The sequence below is a fragment of the Ancylobacter polymorphus genome (assembly GCF_022836935.1).
GTDB classification, from domain to species: domain Bacteria; phylum Pseudomonadota; class Alphaproteobacteria; order Rhizobiales; family Xanthobacteraceae; genus Ancylobacter; species Ancylobacter polymorphus_A.
This window is the reverse complement of record NZ_CP083239.1, coordinates 3,647,035-3,663,009: the sequence shown is the minus strand read 5'-3', so window position 1 is coordinate 3,663,009 and position 15,975 is coordinate 3,647,035. Positions and strand designations below refer to the sequence as shown.

21 protein-coding genes and 1 tRNA gene are annotated in these 15,975 nt (G+C 64.8%); 20 read left to right on the top strand and 2 right to left on the bottom strand.

Going from position 1 to position 15,975, the window contains the following annotated elements; all coding sequences use genetic code 11:
• Positions 1–39: 39 nt before the first annotated feature.
• The 18 genes from rpsN to K9D25_RS17505 all read left to right on the top strand — a co-directional run bounded on the left by rpsN (position 40) and on the right by K9D25_RS17505 (position 13,022).
• Complete coding sequence (gene rpsN / locus K9D25_RS17590) at positions 40–345, top strand: 30S ribosomal protein S14 (protein WP_244376911.1); 306 nt, start codon at positions 40–42, stop codon at positions 343–345.
• Positions 346–358: 13 nt separating this feature from the next.
• Entirely contained in the window at positions 359–757 is a 399-nt protein-coding gene (rpsH, locus tag K9D25_RS17585) for a 30S ribosomal protein S8 (RefSeq protein ID WP_244376910.1), read from the top strand.
• Between the two features lie 20 nt (positions 758–777).
• Complete coding sequence (rplF, locus tag K9D25_RS17580) at positions 778–1,311, top strand: 50S ribosomal protein L6 (RefSeq protein ID WP_244376909.1); 534 nt, start codon at positions 778–780, stop codon at positions 1,309–1,311.
• Between the two features lie 12 nt (positions 1,312–1,323).
• The gene (gene rplR / locus K9D25_RS17575) at positions 1,324–1,686 is read left to right on the top strand and encodes a 50S ribosomal protein L18 (RefSeq protein WP_244376908.1); all 363 of its coding nucleotides are present in this window, start codon (positions 1,324–1,326) and stop codon (positions 1,684–1,686) included.
• A 40-nt stretch (positions 1,687–1,726) separates the two neighbouring features.
• Entirely contained in the window at positions 1,727–2,278 is a 552-nt protein-coding gene (gene rpsE / locus K9D25_RS17570; RefSeq protein ID WP_013166279.1) for a 30S ribosomal protein S5, read from the top strand.
• A 25-nt stretch (positions 2,279–2,303) separates the two neighbouring features.
• Entirely contained in the window at positions 2,304–2,495 is a 192-nt protein-coding gene (gene rpmD, locus K9D25_RS17565) for a 50S ribosomal protein L30 (RefSeq protein WP_018390618.1), read from the top strand.
• Between the two features lie 21 nt (positions 2,496–2,516).
• On the top strand, positions 2,517–3,008 hold the full coding sequence (gene rplO, locus K9D25_RS17560) for a 50S ribosomal protein L15 (RefSeq protein WP_244376907.1): 492 nt from the start codon (positions 2,517–2,519) through the stop codon (positions 3,006–3,008).
• A 55-nt stretch (positions 3,009–3,063) separates the two neighbouring features.
• Positions 3,064–4,395, top strand: a complete 1,332-nt coding sequence (gene secY, locus K9D25_RS17555) for a preprotein translocase subunit SecY (protein ID WP_244376906.1) — start codon at positions 3,064–3,066, stop codon at positions 4,393–4,395.
• On the top strand, positions 4,392–4,976 hold the full coding sequence (locus tag K9D25_RS17550) for an adenylate kinase (protein WP_244376905.1): 585 nt from the start codon (positions 4,392–4,394) through the stop codon (positions 4,974–4,976). Before secY ends, K9D25_RS17550 begins: the two co-directional genes overlap by 4 nt.
• 187 nt (positions 4,977–5,163) lie before the next feature.
• Positions 5,164–5,532, top strand: coding sequence for a 30S ribosomal protein S13 (gene rpsM / locus K9D25_RS17545; RefSeq protein WP_244376904.1), 369 nt, complete (start codon positions 5,164–5,166; stop codon positions 5,530–5,532).
• Between the two features lie 117 nt (positions 5,533–5,649).
• The gene (rpsK, locus tag K9D25_RS17540) at positions 5,650–6,039 is read left to right on the top strand and encodes a 30S ribosomal protein S11 (protein WP_018390623.1); all 390 of its coding nucleotides are present in this window, start codon (positions 5,650–5,652) and stop codon (positions 6,037–6,039) included.
• Between the two features lie 123 nt (positions 6,040–6,162).
• A complete protein-coding gene (locus tag K9D25_RS17535) occupies positions 6,163–7,179 on the top strand; it encodes a DNA-directed RNA polymerase subunit alpha (RefSeq protein WP_244376903.1) in 1,017 nt (338 codons plus the stop codon).
• A 72-nt stretch (positions 7,180–7,251) separates the two neighbouring features.
• Positions 7,252–7,680, top strand: a complete 429-nt coding sequence (rplQ, locus tag K9D25_RS17530) for a 50S ribosomal protein L17 (protein ID WP_244376902.1) — start codon at positions 7,252–7,254, stop codon at positions 7,678–7,680.
• Positions 7,681–7,809: 129 nt separating this feature from the next.
• Positions 7,810–9,237, top strand: a complete 1,428-nt coding sequence (locus K9D25_RS17525) for a DegQ family serine endoprotease (protein ID WP_244376901.1) — start codon at positions 7,810–7,812, stop codon at positions 9,235–9,237.
• Between the two features lie 7 nt (positions 9,238–9,244).
• Positions 9,245–10,564 (top strand): replication-associated recombination protein A, encoded by a 1,320-nt coding sequence (locus K9D25_RS17520; protein ID WP_244376900.1) that lies wholly within the window; start codon positions 9,245–9,247, stop codon positions 10,562–10,564.
• A 24-nt stretch (positions 10,565–10,588) separates the two neighbouring features.
• Positions 10,589–10,972 (top strand): fluoride efflux transporter CrcB, encoded by a 384-nt coding sequence (gene crcB / locus K9D25_RS17515; RefSeq protein WP_244376899.1) that lies wholly within the window; start codon positions 10,589–10,591, stop codon positions 10,970–10,972.
• Between the two features lie 48 nt (positions 10,973–11,020).
• A complete protein-coding gene (locus tag K9D25_RS17510; protein WP_244376898.1) occupies positions 11,021–12,115 on the top strand; it encodes an RluA family pseudouridine synthase in 1,095 nt (364 codons plus the stop codon).
• Positions 12,116–12,248: 133 nt separating this feature from the next.
• Positions 12,249–13,022 (top strand): polysaccharide deacetylase family protein, encoded by a 774-nt coding sequence (locus tag K9D25_RS17505; RefSeq protein ID WP_244376897.1) that lies wholly within the window; start codon positions 12,249–12,251, stop codon positions 13,020–13,022.
• A gap of 103 nt (positions 13,023–13,125) precedes the next feature.
• Here K9D25_RS17505 and K9D25_RS17500 read toward each other — a convergent pair.
• Positions 13,126–13,210: transfer RNA gene (locus K9D25_RS17500), tRNA-Leu, on the bottom strand.
• 172 nt (positions 13,211–13,382) lie between these two features.
• Between K9D25_RS17500 and lipB the strand changes: the two genes are divergently transcribed.
• Positions 13,383–14,117 (top strand): lipoyl(octanoyl) transferase LipB, encoded by a 735-nt coding sequence (lipB, locus tag K9D25_RS17495; protein ID WP_432207956.1) that lies wholly within the window; start codon positions 13,383–13,385, stop codon positions 14,115–14,117.
• On the opposite strand, the gene K9D25_RS17490 is transcribed toward lipB, so the two are convergent.
• The gene (locus K9D25_RS17490) at positions 14,114–14,422 is read right to left on the bottom strand and encodes an acylphosphatase (protein ID WP_244376895.1); all 309 of its coding nucleotides are present in this window, start codon (positions 14,420–14,422) and stop codon (positions 14,114–14,116) included. The two genes, lipB and K9D25_RS17490, sit on opposite strands and share 4 nt — an antisense overlap.
• Positions 14,423–14,567: 145 nt before the next feature.
• Here K9D25_RS17490 and mgtE point away from each other — a divergent pair, with 145 nt between their 5' ends.
• The gene (gene mgtE / locus K9D25_RS17485; protein ID WP_244376894.1) at positions 14,568–15,962 is read left to right on the top strand and encodes a magnesium transporter; all 1,395 of its coding nucleotides are present in this window, start codon (positions 14,568–14,570) and stop codon (positions 15,960–15,962) included.
• Positions 15,963–15,975: the final 13 nt, after the last annotated feature.

The window sequence follows — 15,975 nt, the reverse complement described above, 5'->3', positions numbered from 1 at the left end:
GGGCGGAGCCCCAAACGCGGAGACTAGGAGCAAGATCATATGGCCAAGAAGAGCTCGGTCGAAAAGAACGAACACCGCCGCAAGCTCGTGAAGAGCTATGCCGGCCGGCGTTCGCGTCTGAAGGCCCTGGTGAGCAACAAGGAACTGCCGATCGAGGAGCGCTTCGCCGCGGTTCTCAAGTTGGCGGAACTGCCGCGCAATTCGGCAAAGGTGCGCATTCGCAATCGTTGCGAAGTTACCGGCCGCCCGCGCGCCTATTATCGCAAGCTGAAGATGAGCCGTATCGCCCTGCGCGAGCTCGGTTCCCAGGGCCAGATTCCTGGCCTCGTCAAGTCGAGCTGGTGAGGAGGGTCGATCCATGTCCACGACTGATCCGATCGGCGATCTGATTACCCGCATCCGCAACGCGCAGATGCGCCGCAAGGAGAAGATCTCCACGCCGGGTTCGCGCCTGCGCGCCAGCGTGCTCGAGGTTCTTGCGGCCGAAGGCTACATCCGCGGCTATTCGGCTTCCGAGCCGGTCAATGGCCGTACCGAGTTCGAGATCGAACTCAAGTACTTCGATGGCGAGCCGGTGATCCGCGAGATTTCGCGTGTCTCCAAGCCGGGTCGGCGGGTTTATTCCTCCGTCAAGACCCTTCCCCGCGTCGCCAACGGCCTTGGCGTCGCTGTCGTCTCCACGCCGCAGGGCGTGATGGCGGACCACGAAGCCCGCGAGAAGAACGTGGGCGGCGAGGTCCTCTTCACGGTCTTCTGATCGGGGAGGAGAGAGAGCACATGTCCAAGATCGGTAAAGCCCCCATCACCATTCCGGCCGGCGTCACGGCGTCGATCGATGGCCAGACGGTGAAGGTCAAGGGTCCCAAGGGGACGCTGGAGACCACCGTCGTCGACGAGATCTCGGTCAAGATGGAGGACGGGGCCATCCTGTTCGCCCTCAACGGCGAGACCAACCGCCACAAGGCGATGTGGGGTCTGTCCCGCACGCTGGTGGCCAATCTGGTCGAAGGCGTGACCAAGGGCTTCGAGAAGAAGCTCGAAATCAGCGGCGTCGGTTATCGTGCGGCCGTCCAGGGCAAGAGCCTGAGCCTGGCGCTCGGCTTCAGCCATGACGTCAACTATCCGATCCCGGAAGGGATCCAGATCGTGACGCCGAAGCCGACCGAGATCGTCATCAGCGGTATCGACCGTCAGCAGGTCGGTCAGGTCGCTGCCGAGATTCGCGACTATCGCGGTCCCGAGCCCTATAAGGGCAAGGGCGTGAAGTACGCGGGTGAGTTCATCTTCCGCAAGGAAGGCAAGAAGAAGTAACGGACCCGAACCATGGCACAGTACAAGGACGCTACCGAGCGCCGCAAGGCGCGTGTCCGTCGTGCTCTCCGCACGACGGCGAACGGGCGGCCGCGCCTCTCGGTGCATCGCTCGTCGAAGCACATCTATGCGCAGATCATCGACGATGCGCGTGGCGTGACGCTTGCGTCCGCCTCCACGCTCGAGAAGACCCTGCGGGAAAGCCTCAAGACCGGCGCGGATATCGCGGCGGCCCAGGCGATCGGCAAGCTCGTGGCGGAACGCGCCGTCGCAGCCGGTGTGAAGGACGTGGTCTTCGACCGCGGCGCCTTCATCTATCACGGCCGCGTCAAGGCGCTCGCCGAGTCCGCCCGGGAGGGCGGTCTCAACTTCTGAGATCACGAGCGGGATCCCCCGCAGAACGAAGGATATGATCATGGCTCGTGAACGTGAGCGTGAACGCGAGGATCGCGACAACACGTTCGTGGACAAGCTGGTCCACATCAACCGTGTCGCGAAGGTTGTGAAGGGTGGCCGTCGTTTCGGCTTTGCCGCTCTTGTGGTTGTCGGTGACCAGAAGGGTCGCGTCGGTTTCGGTCACGGCAAGGCTCGTGAAGTGCCGGAAGCGATCCGCAAGGCGACGGAAGCTGCCAAGCGCGCGCTGATCCGCGTGCCGCTGCGCGAAGGCCGTACGCTGCATCATGACGTGCATGGCCATCATGGCGCCGGCAAGGTGATCCTGCGTGCGGCTCCGGCCGGTACCGGCATCATCGCCGGCGGCCCGATGCGCGCGGTGTTCGAGACGCTTGGCATGCAGGACGTGGTGGCTAAGTCGTTTGGCTCGTCCAACCCGTACAACATGGTCCGTGCGACCTTCGAGGCCCTGAAGAACCAGGACAGCCCGCGTCTCGTCGCGGCGCGTCGCAGCCTCAAGGTTTCGCAGCTTCAGTCGCGCCGTCGCGTTGACGACGCCGAAGCGACCGACTGACGCCTGAGAGGTAGGGAAGCTAATCATGGCGAACAGCACCAATACGGTCACGGTCGAACAGACCGGCAGCCCGATCCGCCGCCCCGAGGCTCAGCGCGCGACGCTGATCGGTCTCGGCCTCAACAAGCTCGGGCGTCGCTCGACGCTTGAAGACACCCCGGCCGTGCGTGGCATGATCTACAAGGTCCGCCACCTTGTCCGCGTCGTCGAAGCGTGACGGCGCTGTAGGAGACTGGCGATGAGCAGCCTTAACGAGATCAAGGACAATTCCGGCGCGCGCAAGAAGCGCATGCGCGTCGGCCGCGGCATCGGTTCGGGCAAGGGCAAGACCGCGGGTCGCGGCGTGAAGGGTCAGACCTCGCGCACCGGCGTCGCGATCAAGGGCTTCGAGGGCGGCCAGATGCCGATCCATCGTCGTCTGCCCAAGCGCGGCTTCACTAACATCTTCGCGCTGGACTGGAACGAGGTTTCTCTCGGCCGCATCCAGACGGCGATTGACGCCGGCAAGCTGGACGGCAAGGCGACCATCACTCAGGCGTCGCTTGTCGAAGCCGGCGTTCTGCGCCGCGCCAAGGACGGCGTGCGCGTGCTGGGTTCCGGCGAACTGACCGCCAAGGTCACGCTGGAAGTTGCCCACGCCACCAAGTCTGCGGTCGAAGCGATCGAGAAGGCCGGCGGCCAGGTGACGCTGCTCGCGTCCAAGGCCGAGGCTGGCGAGACGGCGGCCTGACGCTTAAGTCAGGCCGTACTAAACTTACAGGGCACAGACGAGGAGCGGAGCCACCATGGCCTCGGCAGCAGAACAGCTCGCGGCAAACCTCAACTTCGGTGCTCTGGCAAAAGCCGACGAACTGAAGAAGCGCATCTGGTTCACCCTGGGTGCGCTTCTCGTTTATCGGCTGGGCACCTACATTCCGATGCCGGGGATCAATCCCGACGCGCTCGCCGACGTGTTTCGCACGGCGCAGCAGGGCATCATCGGCCTCTTCAACATGTTCTCGGGCGGCGCGGTCTCGCGCATGGCGATTTTCGCCCTGAACATCATGCCGTACATCTCCGCCTCCATCATCATTCAGCTCCTGACCACCGTCTCGCCGACGCTGGAAGCGCTGAAGAAGGAGGGCGAGTCCGGCCGCAAGCAGATCAACCAGTACACGCGCTACCTCACGGTCGTGCTGGCTGTGTTCCAGTCTTACGGCATCGCCGTGGGGCTTGAAGGCTCCGGCGCTGTCGTTTCGGATCCCGGCTGGTTCTTCCGCATCTCGACGGTGATCACGCTCACCGGCGGCACCATGTTTCTGATGTGGCTCGGCGAGCAGATCACCTCGCGCGGCATCGGCAATGGCATTTCGCTGATCATCTTTGCCGGTATCGTGGCGGAGCTGCCGTCGGCGATCGCCAACACGCTCGAACTGGGTCGCCAGGGTGCGCTGTCCACCGGCATCATTCTCGCGGTGATCCTGATGGCCGTCGGCATCATCATGTTCATCGTGTTCATGGAGCGGGCGCAGCGCCGGCTGCTGATCCAGTACCCGAAGCGTCAGGTCGGCAATAAGGTGTATGAGGGTCAGTCCTCGCACCTGCCGCTGAAGCTGAACACCTCGGGCGTGATTCCCCCGATTTTCGCCTCGTCGCTACTTCTGATTCCGACCACGGTTGCGAGCTTCATGCAGAACTCGGGCCCGGCCTGGCTGACGACGGTGACGACGTTGATCGGACATGGGCAGCCGCTGTTCATGCTGCTCTATGTGCTGCTGATCGTGTTCTTCTGCTTCTTCTACACCGCCATCGTGTTCAACCCGACCGAGACCGCGGACAATCTGAAGAAGCATGGCGGCTTCATTCCGGGCATCCGCCCGGGCGAGCGGACTGCCGAGTATATCGACTATGTGCTGACTCGCATCACGGTCATCGGTGCGGCTTACCTTGCGATTGTGTGCCTCTTCCCGGAGATTCTCATCTCCTATGCCGCGGTCCCGTTCTACTTCGGCGGAACCTCGCTGCTGATCGTGGTCAGCGTGACCATGGATACGGTGGCGCAGGTTCAGGGTCATTTGTTGGCGCATCAATATGAGGGGCTGGTCAAGAAGGCCAAGCTCAGGGGGAAGCGCCGATGAGGCTTATACTGCTCGGACCTCCGGGCGCGGGGAAGGGCACCCAAGCGCAGCGACTGGTGGCGCGGCACGGCATCGTGCAGCTTTCGACCGGCGACATGCTGCGCGAGGCGGTTCGTAATGAGACGCCGATCGGCCTTAAGGCTAAGGCGGTGATGGACGCCGGGAACCTGGTCTCGGACGAGATCGTGATCGGCATCATTTCTGATCGGATCGATCAGGCGGATTGCGCCAAGGGGTTCATCCTCGACGGCTTTCCGCGCACTGTCGCGCAGGCTGAGGCTCTCGACCGCATTCTGGCGGAGAAGGGCCTTAAGCTCGACGCGGTGATCGAACTGAAGGTCGACCAGACCAAGCTAGTCGACCGGATCGTCCAGCGCGCCAAGGAGACGGCGGCGCGTGGCGAGCCGGTTCGTAAGGACGACGATCCGGAGGTCTTCAAGACTCGGCTCGAGGCCTTCAACCGCGATACCGCGGTCGTCGCTCCCTATTATGCCGAGCGCGGCATGTTGGCGACCATCGACGGGATGAAGCCGATCGATGAGGTCACCAAGGCGATTGCCGACGTCCTCGAATTGGCGTGACCTTTCCGGCGCGGCTTGACATCGGAGCTGAATCGCTCTATGTGCCGCGCTTCACTCAAGCGGGTGCCGCCGATCGACATCACGTCGCGGATGTCGGGCGGCCTCGTGCGTATCTCCGCAAGGGCCGGCCTCCACCGGCGCGGAGCGTTGTCATCACCGGTTCGCCGGTCCACATGGAGAGAGCGACGTGGCTCGTATTGCAGGCGTTAACATCCCGACCAACAAGCGCGTCATCATTGCGCTTCAGTACATTCACGGCATTGGCGCCAAGAACGCTGCCGATATCGTTGAGAAGGTCGGCATTCCTCTCGACCGTCGCGTCAACCAGCTCACCGACCAGGAAGTGCTGCAGATCCGCGAGACGATCGATCGCGATTATCTCGTCGAGGGTGATCTGCGCCGCGAAGTGTCGATGAACATCAAGCGTCTGATGGACTTGGGCTGCTATCGCGGCCTGCGTCATCGGCGTGGCCTGCCGGTGCGCGGTCAGCGGACCCACACCAATGCCCGCACCCGCAAGGGTCCGGCCAAGGCGATCGCCGGCAAGAAGAAGTGAGGGGAGCGGGCGTGAGTCCGCTGTTCCGCGCCGGCGCCGCGTGCGGCCGGCGCATTTCGTTCTTAACAATGTCCCGAGCGCCTGGAATGACGGGCGCGCCCGAAGGATCCAAAGTCTATGGCTAAAGAAGCTGCCCGCATTAAGCGCCGTGAGCGCAAGAACATTGCCTCCGGCGTTGCGCATGTGAATGCGTCGTTCAACAACACCATGATCACCATCACCGACGCGCAGGGCAACACCATTGCCTGGTCCTCGGCGGGCGCCATGGGCTTCAAGGGTTCGCGCAAGTCCACGCCGTATGCGGCGCAGGTTGCGGCCGAGGATTGCGCCCGCAAGGCGGCCGATCACGGCATGCGCACCATCGAGGTCGAAGTTTCCGGTCCCGGTTCGGGGCGCGAGTCGGCGCTGCGGGCTTTCCAGGCGGCGGGTTTCACCGTGACGTCGATCCGCGACGTGACGCCGATCCCGCACAATGGCTGCCGTCCGCGCAAGCGTCGGCGCGTCTGACGCCTAATCATCCAGCGGCGCCTCGGGCGCCGCAGGGGCCGCTGCTTCGGGTCTTCCCTTCGCCGCTGAGGGGATGTTGCCGGGCAGGGAGTCCGGGGCACCGTCGAAACCAAGGGTGACGTCGTGATTCAAAAGAACTGGCAAGAGCTGATCAAGCCCGAGAAGCTTGAAGTCTCGCTCGGCAGCGACCCGAAGCGCCTGGCGACCGTCGTCGCCGAGCCGCTTGAGCGCGGCTTCGGGCAGACGCTCGGCAATGCGCTGCGCCGCATCCTGCTGTCGTCGCTCCAGGGCGCTGCGGTGACGTCCGTGCATATTGATGGGGTACTGCACGAGTTCTCGTCGATCCCGGGCGTGCGTGAGGATGTGACGGACATCGTCCTGAACATCAAGGACATCGCCATCAAGATGGCGGGCGATGGCCCCAAGCGCATGGTCGTGAAGAAGCAGGGCCCGGGCATCGTCACCGCTGGCGACATCCAGACCGTGGGCGACGTGCAGGTGCTGAACCCCGAGCTCGTGCTGTGCACGCTCGACGACGGCGCTGAAATCCGCATGGAATTCACCGTCGACACCGGCAAGGGCTATGTGGCGGCTGACCGCAACCGTCCCGAAGACGCGCCGATCGGCCTCATTCCTGTCGATAGCCTCTATTCGCCGGTCAAGAAGGTCTCCTACAAGGTTGAGAACACCCGCGAGGGTCAGATTCTCGACTATGACAAGCTGACCCTCACCATCGAGACCAACGGTTCGGTCGGTCCGGAAGATGCGCTCGCCTATGCCGCGCGCATCCTTCAGGACCAGCTGGAAATCTTCGTCAACTTCGAAGAGCCCAAGCGCGAGACGGAAAGCCCTGTCATGCAGGAGCTTCCCTTCAACCCGGCGCTGCTCAAGAAGGTGGACGAGCTGGAACTTTCGGTGCGTTCGGCGAACTGCCTGAAGAACGACAACATCGTCTATATCGGCGACCTGATCCAGAAGACCGAGGCGGAGATGCTCCGTACCCCGAACTTCGGCCGCAAGTCGCTGAACGAGATCAAGGAAGTGCTCGCCAGCATGGGCCTGCATCTCGGCATGGAAGTGCCGGGCTGGCCGCCGGAGAACATCGAGGATCTCGCCAAGCGGTTCGAAGATCATTATTGAGCATTGAGCGCGGCGTTCGAGCCGTCATCCGTATCTCCCGGCTCGAAAGCCGCCGCATGTAGGAATTTTGCCATGAACCACGGCAAGACGTATCGCAAGTTCAACCGCACCGCCGAGCACCGCAAGGCGATGTTCGCCAATATGGCGCAGGCGCTCATCACCCATGAGCAGATCGTCACCACTCTGCCGAAGGCCAAGGATCTTCGCCCGGTGGTGGAAAAGCTGATCACCCTCGGCAAGCGGGGTGGCCTGCACGCCCGTCGCCAGGCGATCGCCGAAGTGCGTGATGTCGCCGTCGTGCGCAAGCTGTTCGACGTGATCGGCCCGCGCTACAAGGAGCGCAATGGTGGCTACACCCGCATCATCAAGGCGGGCTTCCGCCATGGTGATTCGGCCGCGATCGCCGTGATCGAGCTGGTCGATCGCGACGAGTCGGCCAAGGGTGCCGCGGACCTCGCCCGTCACGAGGCGGCCAAGGCTGCGGAAGCCGCCGCTGCCTGAGCGTGAAGCGTCGACATTGAATGCGGAAAGGGGCGGCTTGACCGCCCCTTTTCTTTTTGGCGATGCGCGGTAATAGCCAAGGCGCCGCTGCCCTTTCTCCGCCGCAGGGCGAGGGTTATATCTGGCGCCATGAAACGGATCGCTCTCCTCGTCGCTTCCACTCTCCTCGTCACCCCCGTCTTGGCCCAGGTGCCAGCCGGCGGCGGTCCGCGCGTGCCGGCGTCCCGCGCGGAGATTGGCCTGAGCTTTGCGCCCGTCGTGGCGCGCACCGCTCCTGCTATCGTCAATGTCTATGCGCAGAAGACGGCGCCGCGGAACAACCCGCTGCTCGACGACCCCTTCTTCCGCCGCTTCTTCGGCGATCGGGGAGCGCCGGACGTACCAGGCTTGGACCGGCGCCGCGAGCGTGTTGAGCAGTCGCTCGGCTCCGGCGTCGTGGTGGATCGGTCGGGAATCGTCGTCACCAACAACCATGTCATCGACGGCGCCGACGAAATTCGCATCGCCCTTTCGGACAAGCGCGAGTTCGACGCTGAAGTCGTGCTGCGCGATGCTCGCACCGATATCGCCATTCTGCGGATCAAGGGTGGCAAGGGCGATTTCCCGTCGGCGACGCTCGGCTCCTCGGACGACCTTCAGGTGGGCGACATCGTGCTCGCGATCGGCAATCCGTTCGGGGTGGGGCAGACGGTGACGCAGGGCATCGTCTCCGCGCTCGCCCGCACGCAGCGCGGCATCACCGATTATGGCTTCTTCATCCAAACCGATGCGGCGATCAATCCGGGTAACTCCGGCGGCGCGCTGGTTGACGGCGCAGGCCGTGTGGTCGGCATCAATACGGCGATCTTCTCGCGTTCGGGTGGGTCGCAGGGCATCGGTTTCGCGATTCCCGCCGATATGGTGCGGGTCGTGCTGCAGTCGGCGCTCTCGGGTAGCAAGGTGGTGCGCCGGCCATGGCTGGGAGCGGATCTGCAGCAGGTCACGCCCGAAATCGCCGAAGGGCTCGATGTGACACGGCCAACGGGCGCGCTGGTGCAGAGCATTTTCCCCGGCAGTCCGGCAGAGAAGGCAGGGCTGCGCGCGGGCGATCTTATCGTTGCCGTTGCCGGGCAGGAGGTCGATGATCCCGACGCCTTCGGCTTCCGGTTCGCCACCCGCCCGCTTGGCGGATCGGTTGATCTTGGCATCATCCGCCAGGGTAAGCCGGCGACGCTGAAAGTGGCGCTGGAAACCGCGCCGGAGACGGTGCCGCGCGACGAGATCACGCTCACAGGCCGCTCGCCGCTCGCAGGAGCGACGGTCGTCAATGTCTCGCCGGCGGTGATCGAGGAAATGCGGACGCTTGACGCCACCAAGGGGGTCGTCATCGTGGGGGTCGAGGAGGGATCGCCGGCCGAGCGAACCAGTTTCCGCGTCGGCGATGTCATCATGGACATCAACGGCACCGCCATCGCGACCACCGGCGATTTGCAGCGCATCACCCGGACGCCGGTTCGCGCGTGGCGCGTGACTCTTCAACGCGGCGGGCGGGTCATTTCCGCCCTCCTGCCGGGCTGAGGCGATTTTGGCTGACCTCTTTGCTTCCGCCGGGCTCGACAGCGCCGCTCCCCGCCCGCTGGCCGATCGGCTGCGGCCGCAGAAACTCGGCGAGGTCGTCGGGCAGGAGCATCTGACCGGGGAGGGCGGAGCGCTCACCCGTATGATCGCCAACCGCTCGCTTGGCTCGCTCATCTTCTGGGGCCCACCGGGCACCGGCAAGACGACGGTGGCGCGGCTGCTGGCGCGGGAGACCGACCTGCATTTCGAGCAGGTTTCCGCCATCTTCACCGGCGTCGCCGAGCTCAAGAAGGTGTTCGAGGCGGCGCGGGGACGACGGGCGATCGGGCAGGGCACACTGCTCTTCGTCGACGAAATTCATCGCTTCAACCGCGCCCAGCAGGACGGCTTCCTCCCCGTCATGGAAGACGGCACGATCACGCTGATCGGCGCCACGACGGAGAACCCGTCCTTCGAGCTGAACGCGGCGCTACTCTCTCGGGCGCGCGTCTTGGTGTTCAAGGCGCTCGACGCCGCGGCGATCGAACGTCTGCTCCAGCGGGCGGAGACTCTCGAGGGCCGCCGTCTGCCGCTGGATGCGGAGGCGCGCGCGGCGCTGGCCGGCATGGCCGATGGCGACGGGCGCTATCTTCTCGGCCTCGCCGAGGAACTGCTCTCTCTCCCGCAGGGGCCGGACCTCGACGTGAAGGCGCTCGCCGCGACGATGCAGAAGCGCGCACCGATCTACGACAAGGGGCAGGACGAGCATTACAACCTGCTCAGCTGCTTTCATAAGAGCCTGCGCGGTTCAGATGTGAACGGTGCCATGTACTGGGCCGCGCGGATGCTGACAGGTGGCGAGGACCCCGGTACCGTGTTCCGCCGACTGTGCTGTGCGGCGTCGGAGGATGTGGGCATGGCCGACCCGCAGGCCATGCCGCAGGTGGTGGCGGCCTGGACGGCCTTCGAGCGTGTGGGCTGGCCGGAGGGGCGCCTGTTCCTGGCCCAGGCCATCGCCTATGTCGCCACGGCGCCGAAATCCAATGCCGCCTATTCCGCCTTCAACGCCGCCCTCGCTTTGGCGCAGAAGACCGGTTCGCTGGCGCCGCCCAAGCACATCCTCAATGCCCCGACCAAGCTGATGAAGGAGCTCGGTTACCACGCCGGCTACCAATACGATCACGATTACCCTGATGCGTTCGCCGGGCAGTCGTTCTTTCCCGAAGAGCTGGCCGGCGATGCACGTATAGATTTCTACGCGCCGAACGAACGCGGCTTCGAGCGCGAGGTGAAGAAGCGCCTGGAGTACTGGGCGCGGCTGCGCCAGGAGCGGCAGGGCGGCGGCTAGAAAGAAGCAAGCGGGGCAAGCGGCGTGCAGGGTATTCTTCTCATCTTCATCGGCGCCGGAATCGGGGGCGTGCTGCGCAACGCCGTCGGCATGACGGCCATGCGTCTGTTCGGCATGGGCTTTCCCTACGGCACCCTGGCCATCAACGTGATCGGCAGTTTCACCATCGGTCTCGTGGCGGGGTGGCTGACCTTCCTGGCAAGCGGCGGCTGGACCATGCATGCCCGCGCCTTCATTATCACCGGCATTCTCGGCGGCTTTACCACCTTTTCCACTTTCTCCCTGGACACGGCGCTGCTGGTACAGCGGGGCGAGATCGGGCTGGCGGCGCTCTATGTGGCCGGCTCCGTCGCTCTTGCGCTGGTTGGCGTGTTCGCAGGACTGGCGATCATGCGCGCTCTCGCGTGACGTAGCGCCTCGTCTCGGCTATGTGCAGGGGTAAGGAGTACCCACATCATGGCCGTTGAGACACGCCGCGTCGACGCGGATGAAGAGGGCATGCGGCTCGACCGCTGGTTCAAGACCCATTATCCCGACCTTTCCTTCGGCCATCTGCAGAAGCTGCTGCGCAGCGGGCAGGTGCGGGTTGAAGGCGGACGGGTGAAAACCAATACCCGGCTCTCCGCCGGTCAGGCCATCCGCATCCCGCCGCTGGAGGAGAAGCCGCAACTTTCCGCTGCGGATCATCTGGAAGCGGAGGAGGCCATCGCACGCGGCGAGGTGCCGCCCGCCCGCGCTCCCCGCGTTGCTCATCCGGCCGAAGGTGAGGAGCTTTCCGCCCCGGCGGTGCGGCGCGCCAGCTCCGACGACAAGGATGCCCGCGCGCTCAAGGACATGACCCTGTTCGAAGATCGCGACGTGCTGGTGCTGAACAAGCCGTTTGGCCTCGCCGTTCAGGGCGGGTCCGGCACTTATCGCCATGTCGACGGCATGCTGGAAGCGCTGCGTGGTACGGACGGGCAGAAGCCGCGTCTGGTTCACCGCATCGATAAGGACACGTCCGGCATCCTTCTGGTGGCAAAGACCCGCCTTGCGGCCTCGACACTCGCCAAGACCTTCCGCTCGCGCTCCGCCCGCAAGGTCTACTGGGCGCTGGTCCCCGGCGTGCCGCGGCCGGCGCAGGGGCGCATCTCCACCTATCTGGCCAAGGACGAGGCGGCGGAGAAGATGCGCGTCGCCCGCCACGGTGACGACGAGGCGAGCCACGCCATCTCCTATTACGCCGTTGTCGACCATGCCGCGCAGAAGCTGGCGTGGCTGTCGATGAAGCCGGTGACCGGGCGCACCCATCAGCTGCGCGCCCATGCCGCCCATATCGGCCACCCCATCGTCGGCGACCCGAAATATTTCAACGTCGAGAACTGGCCGCTGCCCGGCGGTCTGCAGAACCGGCTTCACCTCTTGGCGCGGCGTCTGGTGATTCCGCATCCGCGCGGCGACCGTCTGATCGACGTTTCCGCTCCGCTGCCGCCGCATATGCAGCAGAGCTGGAACGTGCTCGGCTTCGACGCGTCGCAATACGACCCGATCGTTGACGCGCCGGAGAGCTGAGCTTCCGCGTAGGCCGCTGCGTCAATCATGCGGCGGGCGGAGAGCAGGGGAGCGTGGCACGCGCGCCTCGCCGGATGGCGCCGTCACCCGTGATCCGCTAGGCAGGGGCCGCTTTCTCACGCGGGGTTTTGCCATGCTCAGTGTCGTCCGACTGGCGCTTGTTCTGACGGTGTTTGCGGGGGCAACAGCCGCCCGGGCCGACGATTGCACCGGCAAGCTGGGCACATCACGGGTCCTCGTGGTTGATCCCGTGGGGCTGCAGGTCGGCACCAAGCACTTCCCACAGACGCTCGACCTCGCCGACCGCGAGGTGGTGCTCACCTTCGACGACGGCCCGCTGCCAGCCACCACGCCGTCGGTGCTGAAGACGCTGGCGCGTGAATGCGTGCGCGCCACGTTTTTCGTCATCGGCCGCAACGCCGCCGCGCATCCCGATCTTGTGCGTCGTGAGATCGCTGAGGGGCACACGGTGGCCCATCACAGCATGACGCATCCGATGACTCTGGCCGATATCCCCTATGACAAGGCTGTGGCCGACATCGAGAAGGGCTTTAAGTCCGATGACCGGGCGGCCTACGGCGCCAGCGGCGGCAATCCCCGCGTTCCCTTCTTCCGCTTTCCGGGTTTTGGCGCCTCGCCCGAACTCTTGGACTATCTCAAGCAGCGCGGTGTCGGCGTGTTCGGTGCGGATCTGTGGGCGTCAGACTGGAATCCGATGACACCCGAGGAGCAGTTGACCCTTATCATGACCCGGCTCGACCATGCGGGCCGGGGGATCATCCTTTTTCACGATACGCGCGGTCAGACCGCGAAGATGCTGCCCGCCTTTCTCGCCGCGCTGAAGGAAAAGGGATACCGCGTGGTGCACATCGTGCCCGCGCCGTCGCGCACGGCTGTGGTTCAGTAGCGCTCATGGGTCGGCGCATCGCCGGTCGCCGGCCTTGATCGGCGAGCCGCTGAAACGACAACGGCGACCCGAAGGTCGCCGTGTGTTCCGAAACCGGAAAATCTGGTGCGGTCGAGAGGACTCGAACCTCCACGGTGTTACCCACTGCCACCTCAAGGCAGCGCGTCTACCAATTCCGCCACGACCGCATCGCCAGCGCCATCTGCTTCGTGAGAGGCAAGCGCGAGCGGGGCATCGTCTAGCAGATGGAATAGGGGTCTACAAGTGCCGGCACGGATCGGGCCGGGCCTGTGGACAGTTCCGCCGCAGGGTGGAGGCGACAGGAAGGGTGGCAGCCATTATGTATCTGCCATGAACGAGATGCGCCCTTCTTCGCCGGTTCCCATCGCCCGCGATGCGCTGAGCCCACTCCTGCCGCCGCAGCCGGGCGCAGCACCTGTCCGCTGGCGCGTGTCCTCATCGCCCGTCACCTATCCCGACGCATTGGCGGAGATGGACCGGGTGGCGGGAGCCATCGCTTCCGGGGAGGCGGACGAGTTGGTGTGGCTGCTGGAGCACCCGCCACTTTACACAGCGGGCACGAGCGCCCGTCCGGAAGACCTCGTCGATGCCGGGCGGTTCCCGATCTTCCAGACCGGGCGGGGAGGGCAGTTCACCTATCATGGCCCCGGCCAGCGGGTCGCCTATGTCATGCTGGACCTCAAGCGGCGTGAGCCGGATGTCCGCCGCTATGTCGCTGCCCTGGAGGAGTGGCTGATTCGTGCGCTCGAGTCGTTCAATGTGCGCGGCGAGCGGCGGGAGGACCGCGTTGGCGTGTGGGTCCGTCGCCCGGAAAAGGCCGGCTCCGGCGAAGACAAGATCGCCGCGATCGGCATAAGAGTGCGCCGCTGGGTGACGTTGCACGGCATCTCGCTGAATGTGGAGCCCGATCTCTCACATTTCGGCGGCATCGTTCCCTGCGGCGTGCGGGAGCATGGGGTGACCAGTCTGGTCGATCTTGGCCTTCCCGTGACGATGGAGGATGCTGATCTGGCCCTACGGCGGACGTTTGAGACCGTCTTCGGGCCGACGGTGACCGAAGACGGTCCGTCCTAGACGGTGGGGCGCACGGTGAAGCCGTTTTCGGCGTCGCTCGCGGGTATCGTCTCGTCTTGGGTGTCTATGTCGGTGACATGCGCCGCCGTCGGCCCGATCCGGCAGAGGGCGATGAAAGCCGCAAGCGTAGCCGAGGGAGCAAGGATAAGCGCTTCGACGCAGCCGTCCTTGCGATTGCGGACCCAACCAGAGAGGTCCTGCCTTCCGGCTTCGCGCGCGAGCCAGGCCCGGTAGCCGACCCCCTGGACGCGTCCGCGTATGAAGAGGCGAGTTACGGTAACGGTCGACATGATGAAATCCAGCAACAAAGTTTCGGTAGTTCGAAACCGCACAGGCCTTAAGGAATTGTCCCTCGGCCGACTCTTCATTAACACCGGCTTGTCAGCGAACGCGCCTCGTTTCCGCTAGGGTCGAGCCGTTTCCCCTCACCACCCCGGTCCGGAGCAGGGCATGCGCGAAGAGGCCGAGTTCGCCACCCCCTTGCGCGGGCCGGAGCATGACAGCGACCCGACCGAGGCCCCGGGCTTCGTCGAAGCCGTGGTCGGCGCGATCGACGCCGGCGACGTCGATGCGCTTCGGGCCATTCTTCGTGACCTGCACGAAACCGACGTCGCGCGGCTGCTGGAAGCGCTGCCCGCGCCTGATCGGCCGAAGCTGATCGAACTGCTAGGCAGCGACTTCGACTTCACTGCCCTCACCGAACTGGACGAGACGGCGCGCGTCCAGATTCTGGAGGCGTTGCCGACGCAGACCGTCGTCGAGGGCATGCGGGACCTTGATTCCGACGACGCGGTCTACATTCTCGAAGACCTTGATGATGCCGACAAGCAGGAGATCCTTTCCAACTTTTCCATCCCGGAGCGCGCGGCGCTGCAGCGCAGCCTCGACTATCCCGAGGAAAGCGCCGGCCGGCGCATGCAGACGGAGTTCATCGCGCTGCCGCCCTTTTGGACGGTGGGCCAGACGCTGGACTATATCGGCGAGACGGAGGGGTTGCCGGAAACCTTCTTCGAGGTCTTCGTCGTCGATGCCACCTATCGCCTCGACGGTTCAGTGCCGCTTGACCGGTTGCTCCGCACGCGTCGCGGCGCCAAGCTCGGCGATGTGGTCACGCCGGACCGCCATGTCGTCAACGCGACCGACGACCAGGAGGACGTGGCGCGGGTGTTCGAGCGCTACAATCTCATCTCCGCTCCCGTCGTGGACAAGGCCGGCCGGCTCGTCGGCGTGCTCACCGTCGATGACATCGTTGACGTGATCCAGGAGGAGGCGGATGAGGACCTCAAGGCACTTGGCGGCGTGGCCGGCGACGAGGAGCTTTCCGATAGCTTCTGGTATATCGCCCGCAGCCGCTTTTCCTGGCTGCTGCTGAACCTCATCGCGGCCAACATCGCCTCCTTCGTCATCGCGTTGTTCGAGGGAGAACTGCAGCGCATGGTGGCGCTCGCGGTGCTGATGCCCATCGTTGCCAGCCAGGGCGGCAACGCCGCGACGCAGACCATGACGGTCGCGGTGCGTGCGCTTGCGACCCGGGAACTGCGCCCGAGCAACGCGAGGCGGGTGATCGCGCGCGAATTGCTGGTGGGCCTGTTCAACGGCGTGGTGTTCGCGGTCATCATGGCCGCCGTGGTGTTCGCCCGGTTCGGCCTTGCCGATCTCGGCTTCGTCATCGCGCTGGCCATGATCATCAATCTGGCGGCTGCAGCGCTGGGGGGAATCCTCGTTCCATTGGCGCTGGACCGCCTGAAGGTGGATCCCGCTGTGGCGTCGGGACCCTTTGTAACCACGATCACCGACGTGGTCGGCTTCTTTGCCTTCCTCTCGATTGCGTCGCTCTGGTTCTGAAAGGAGCCCGCGC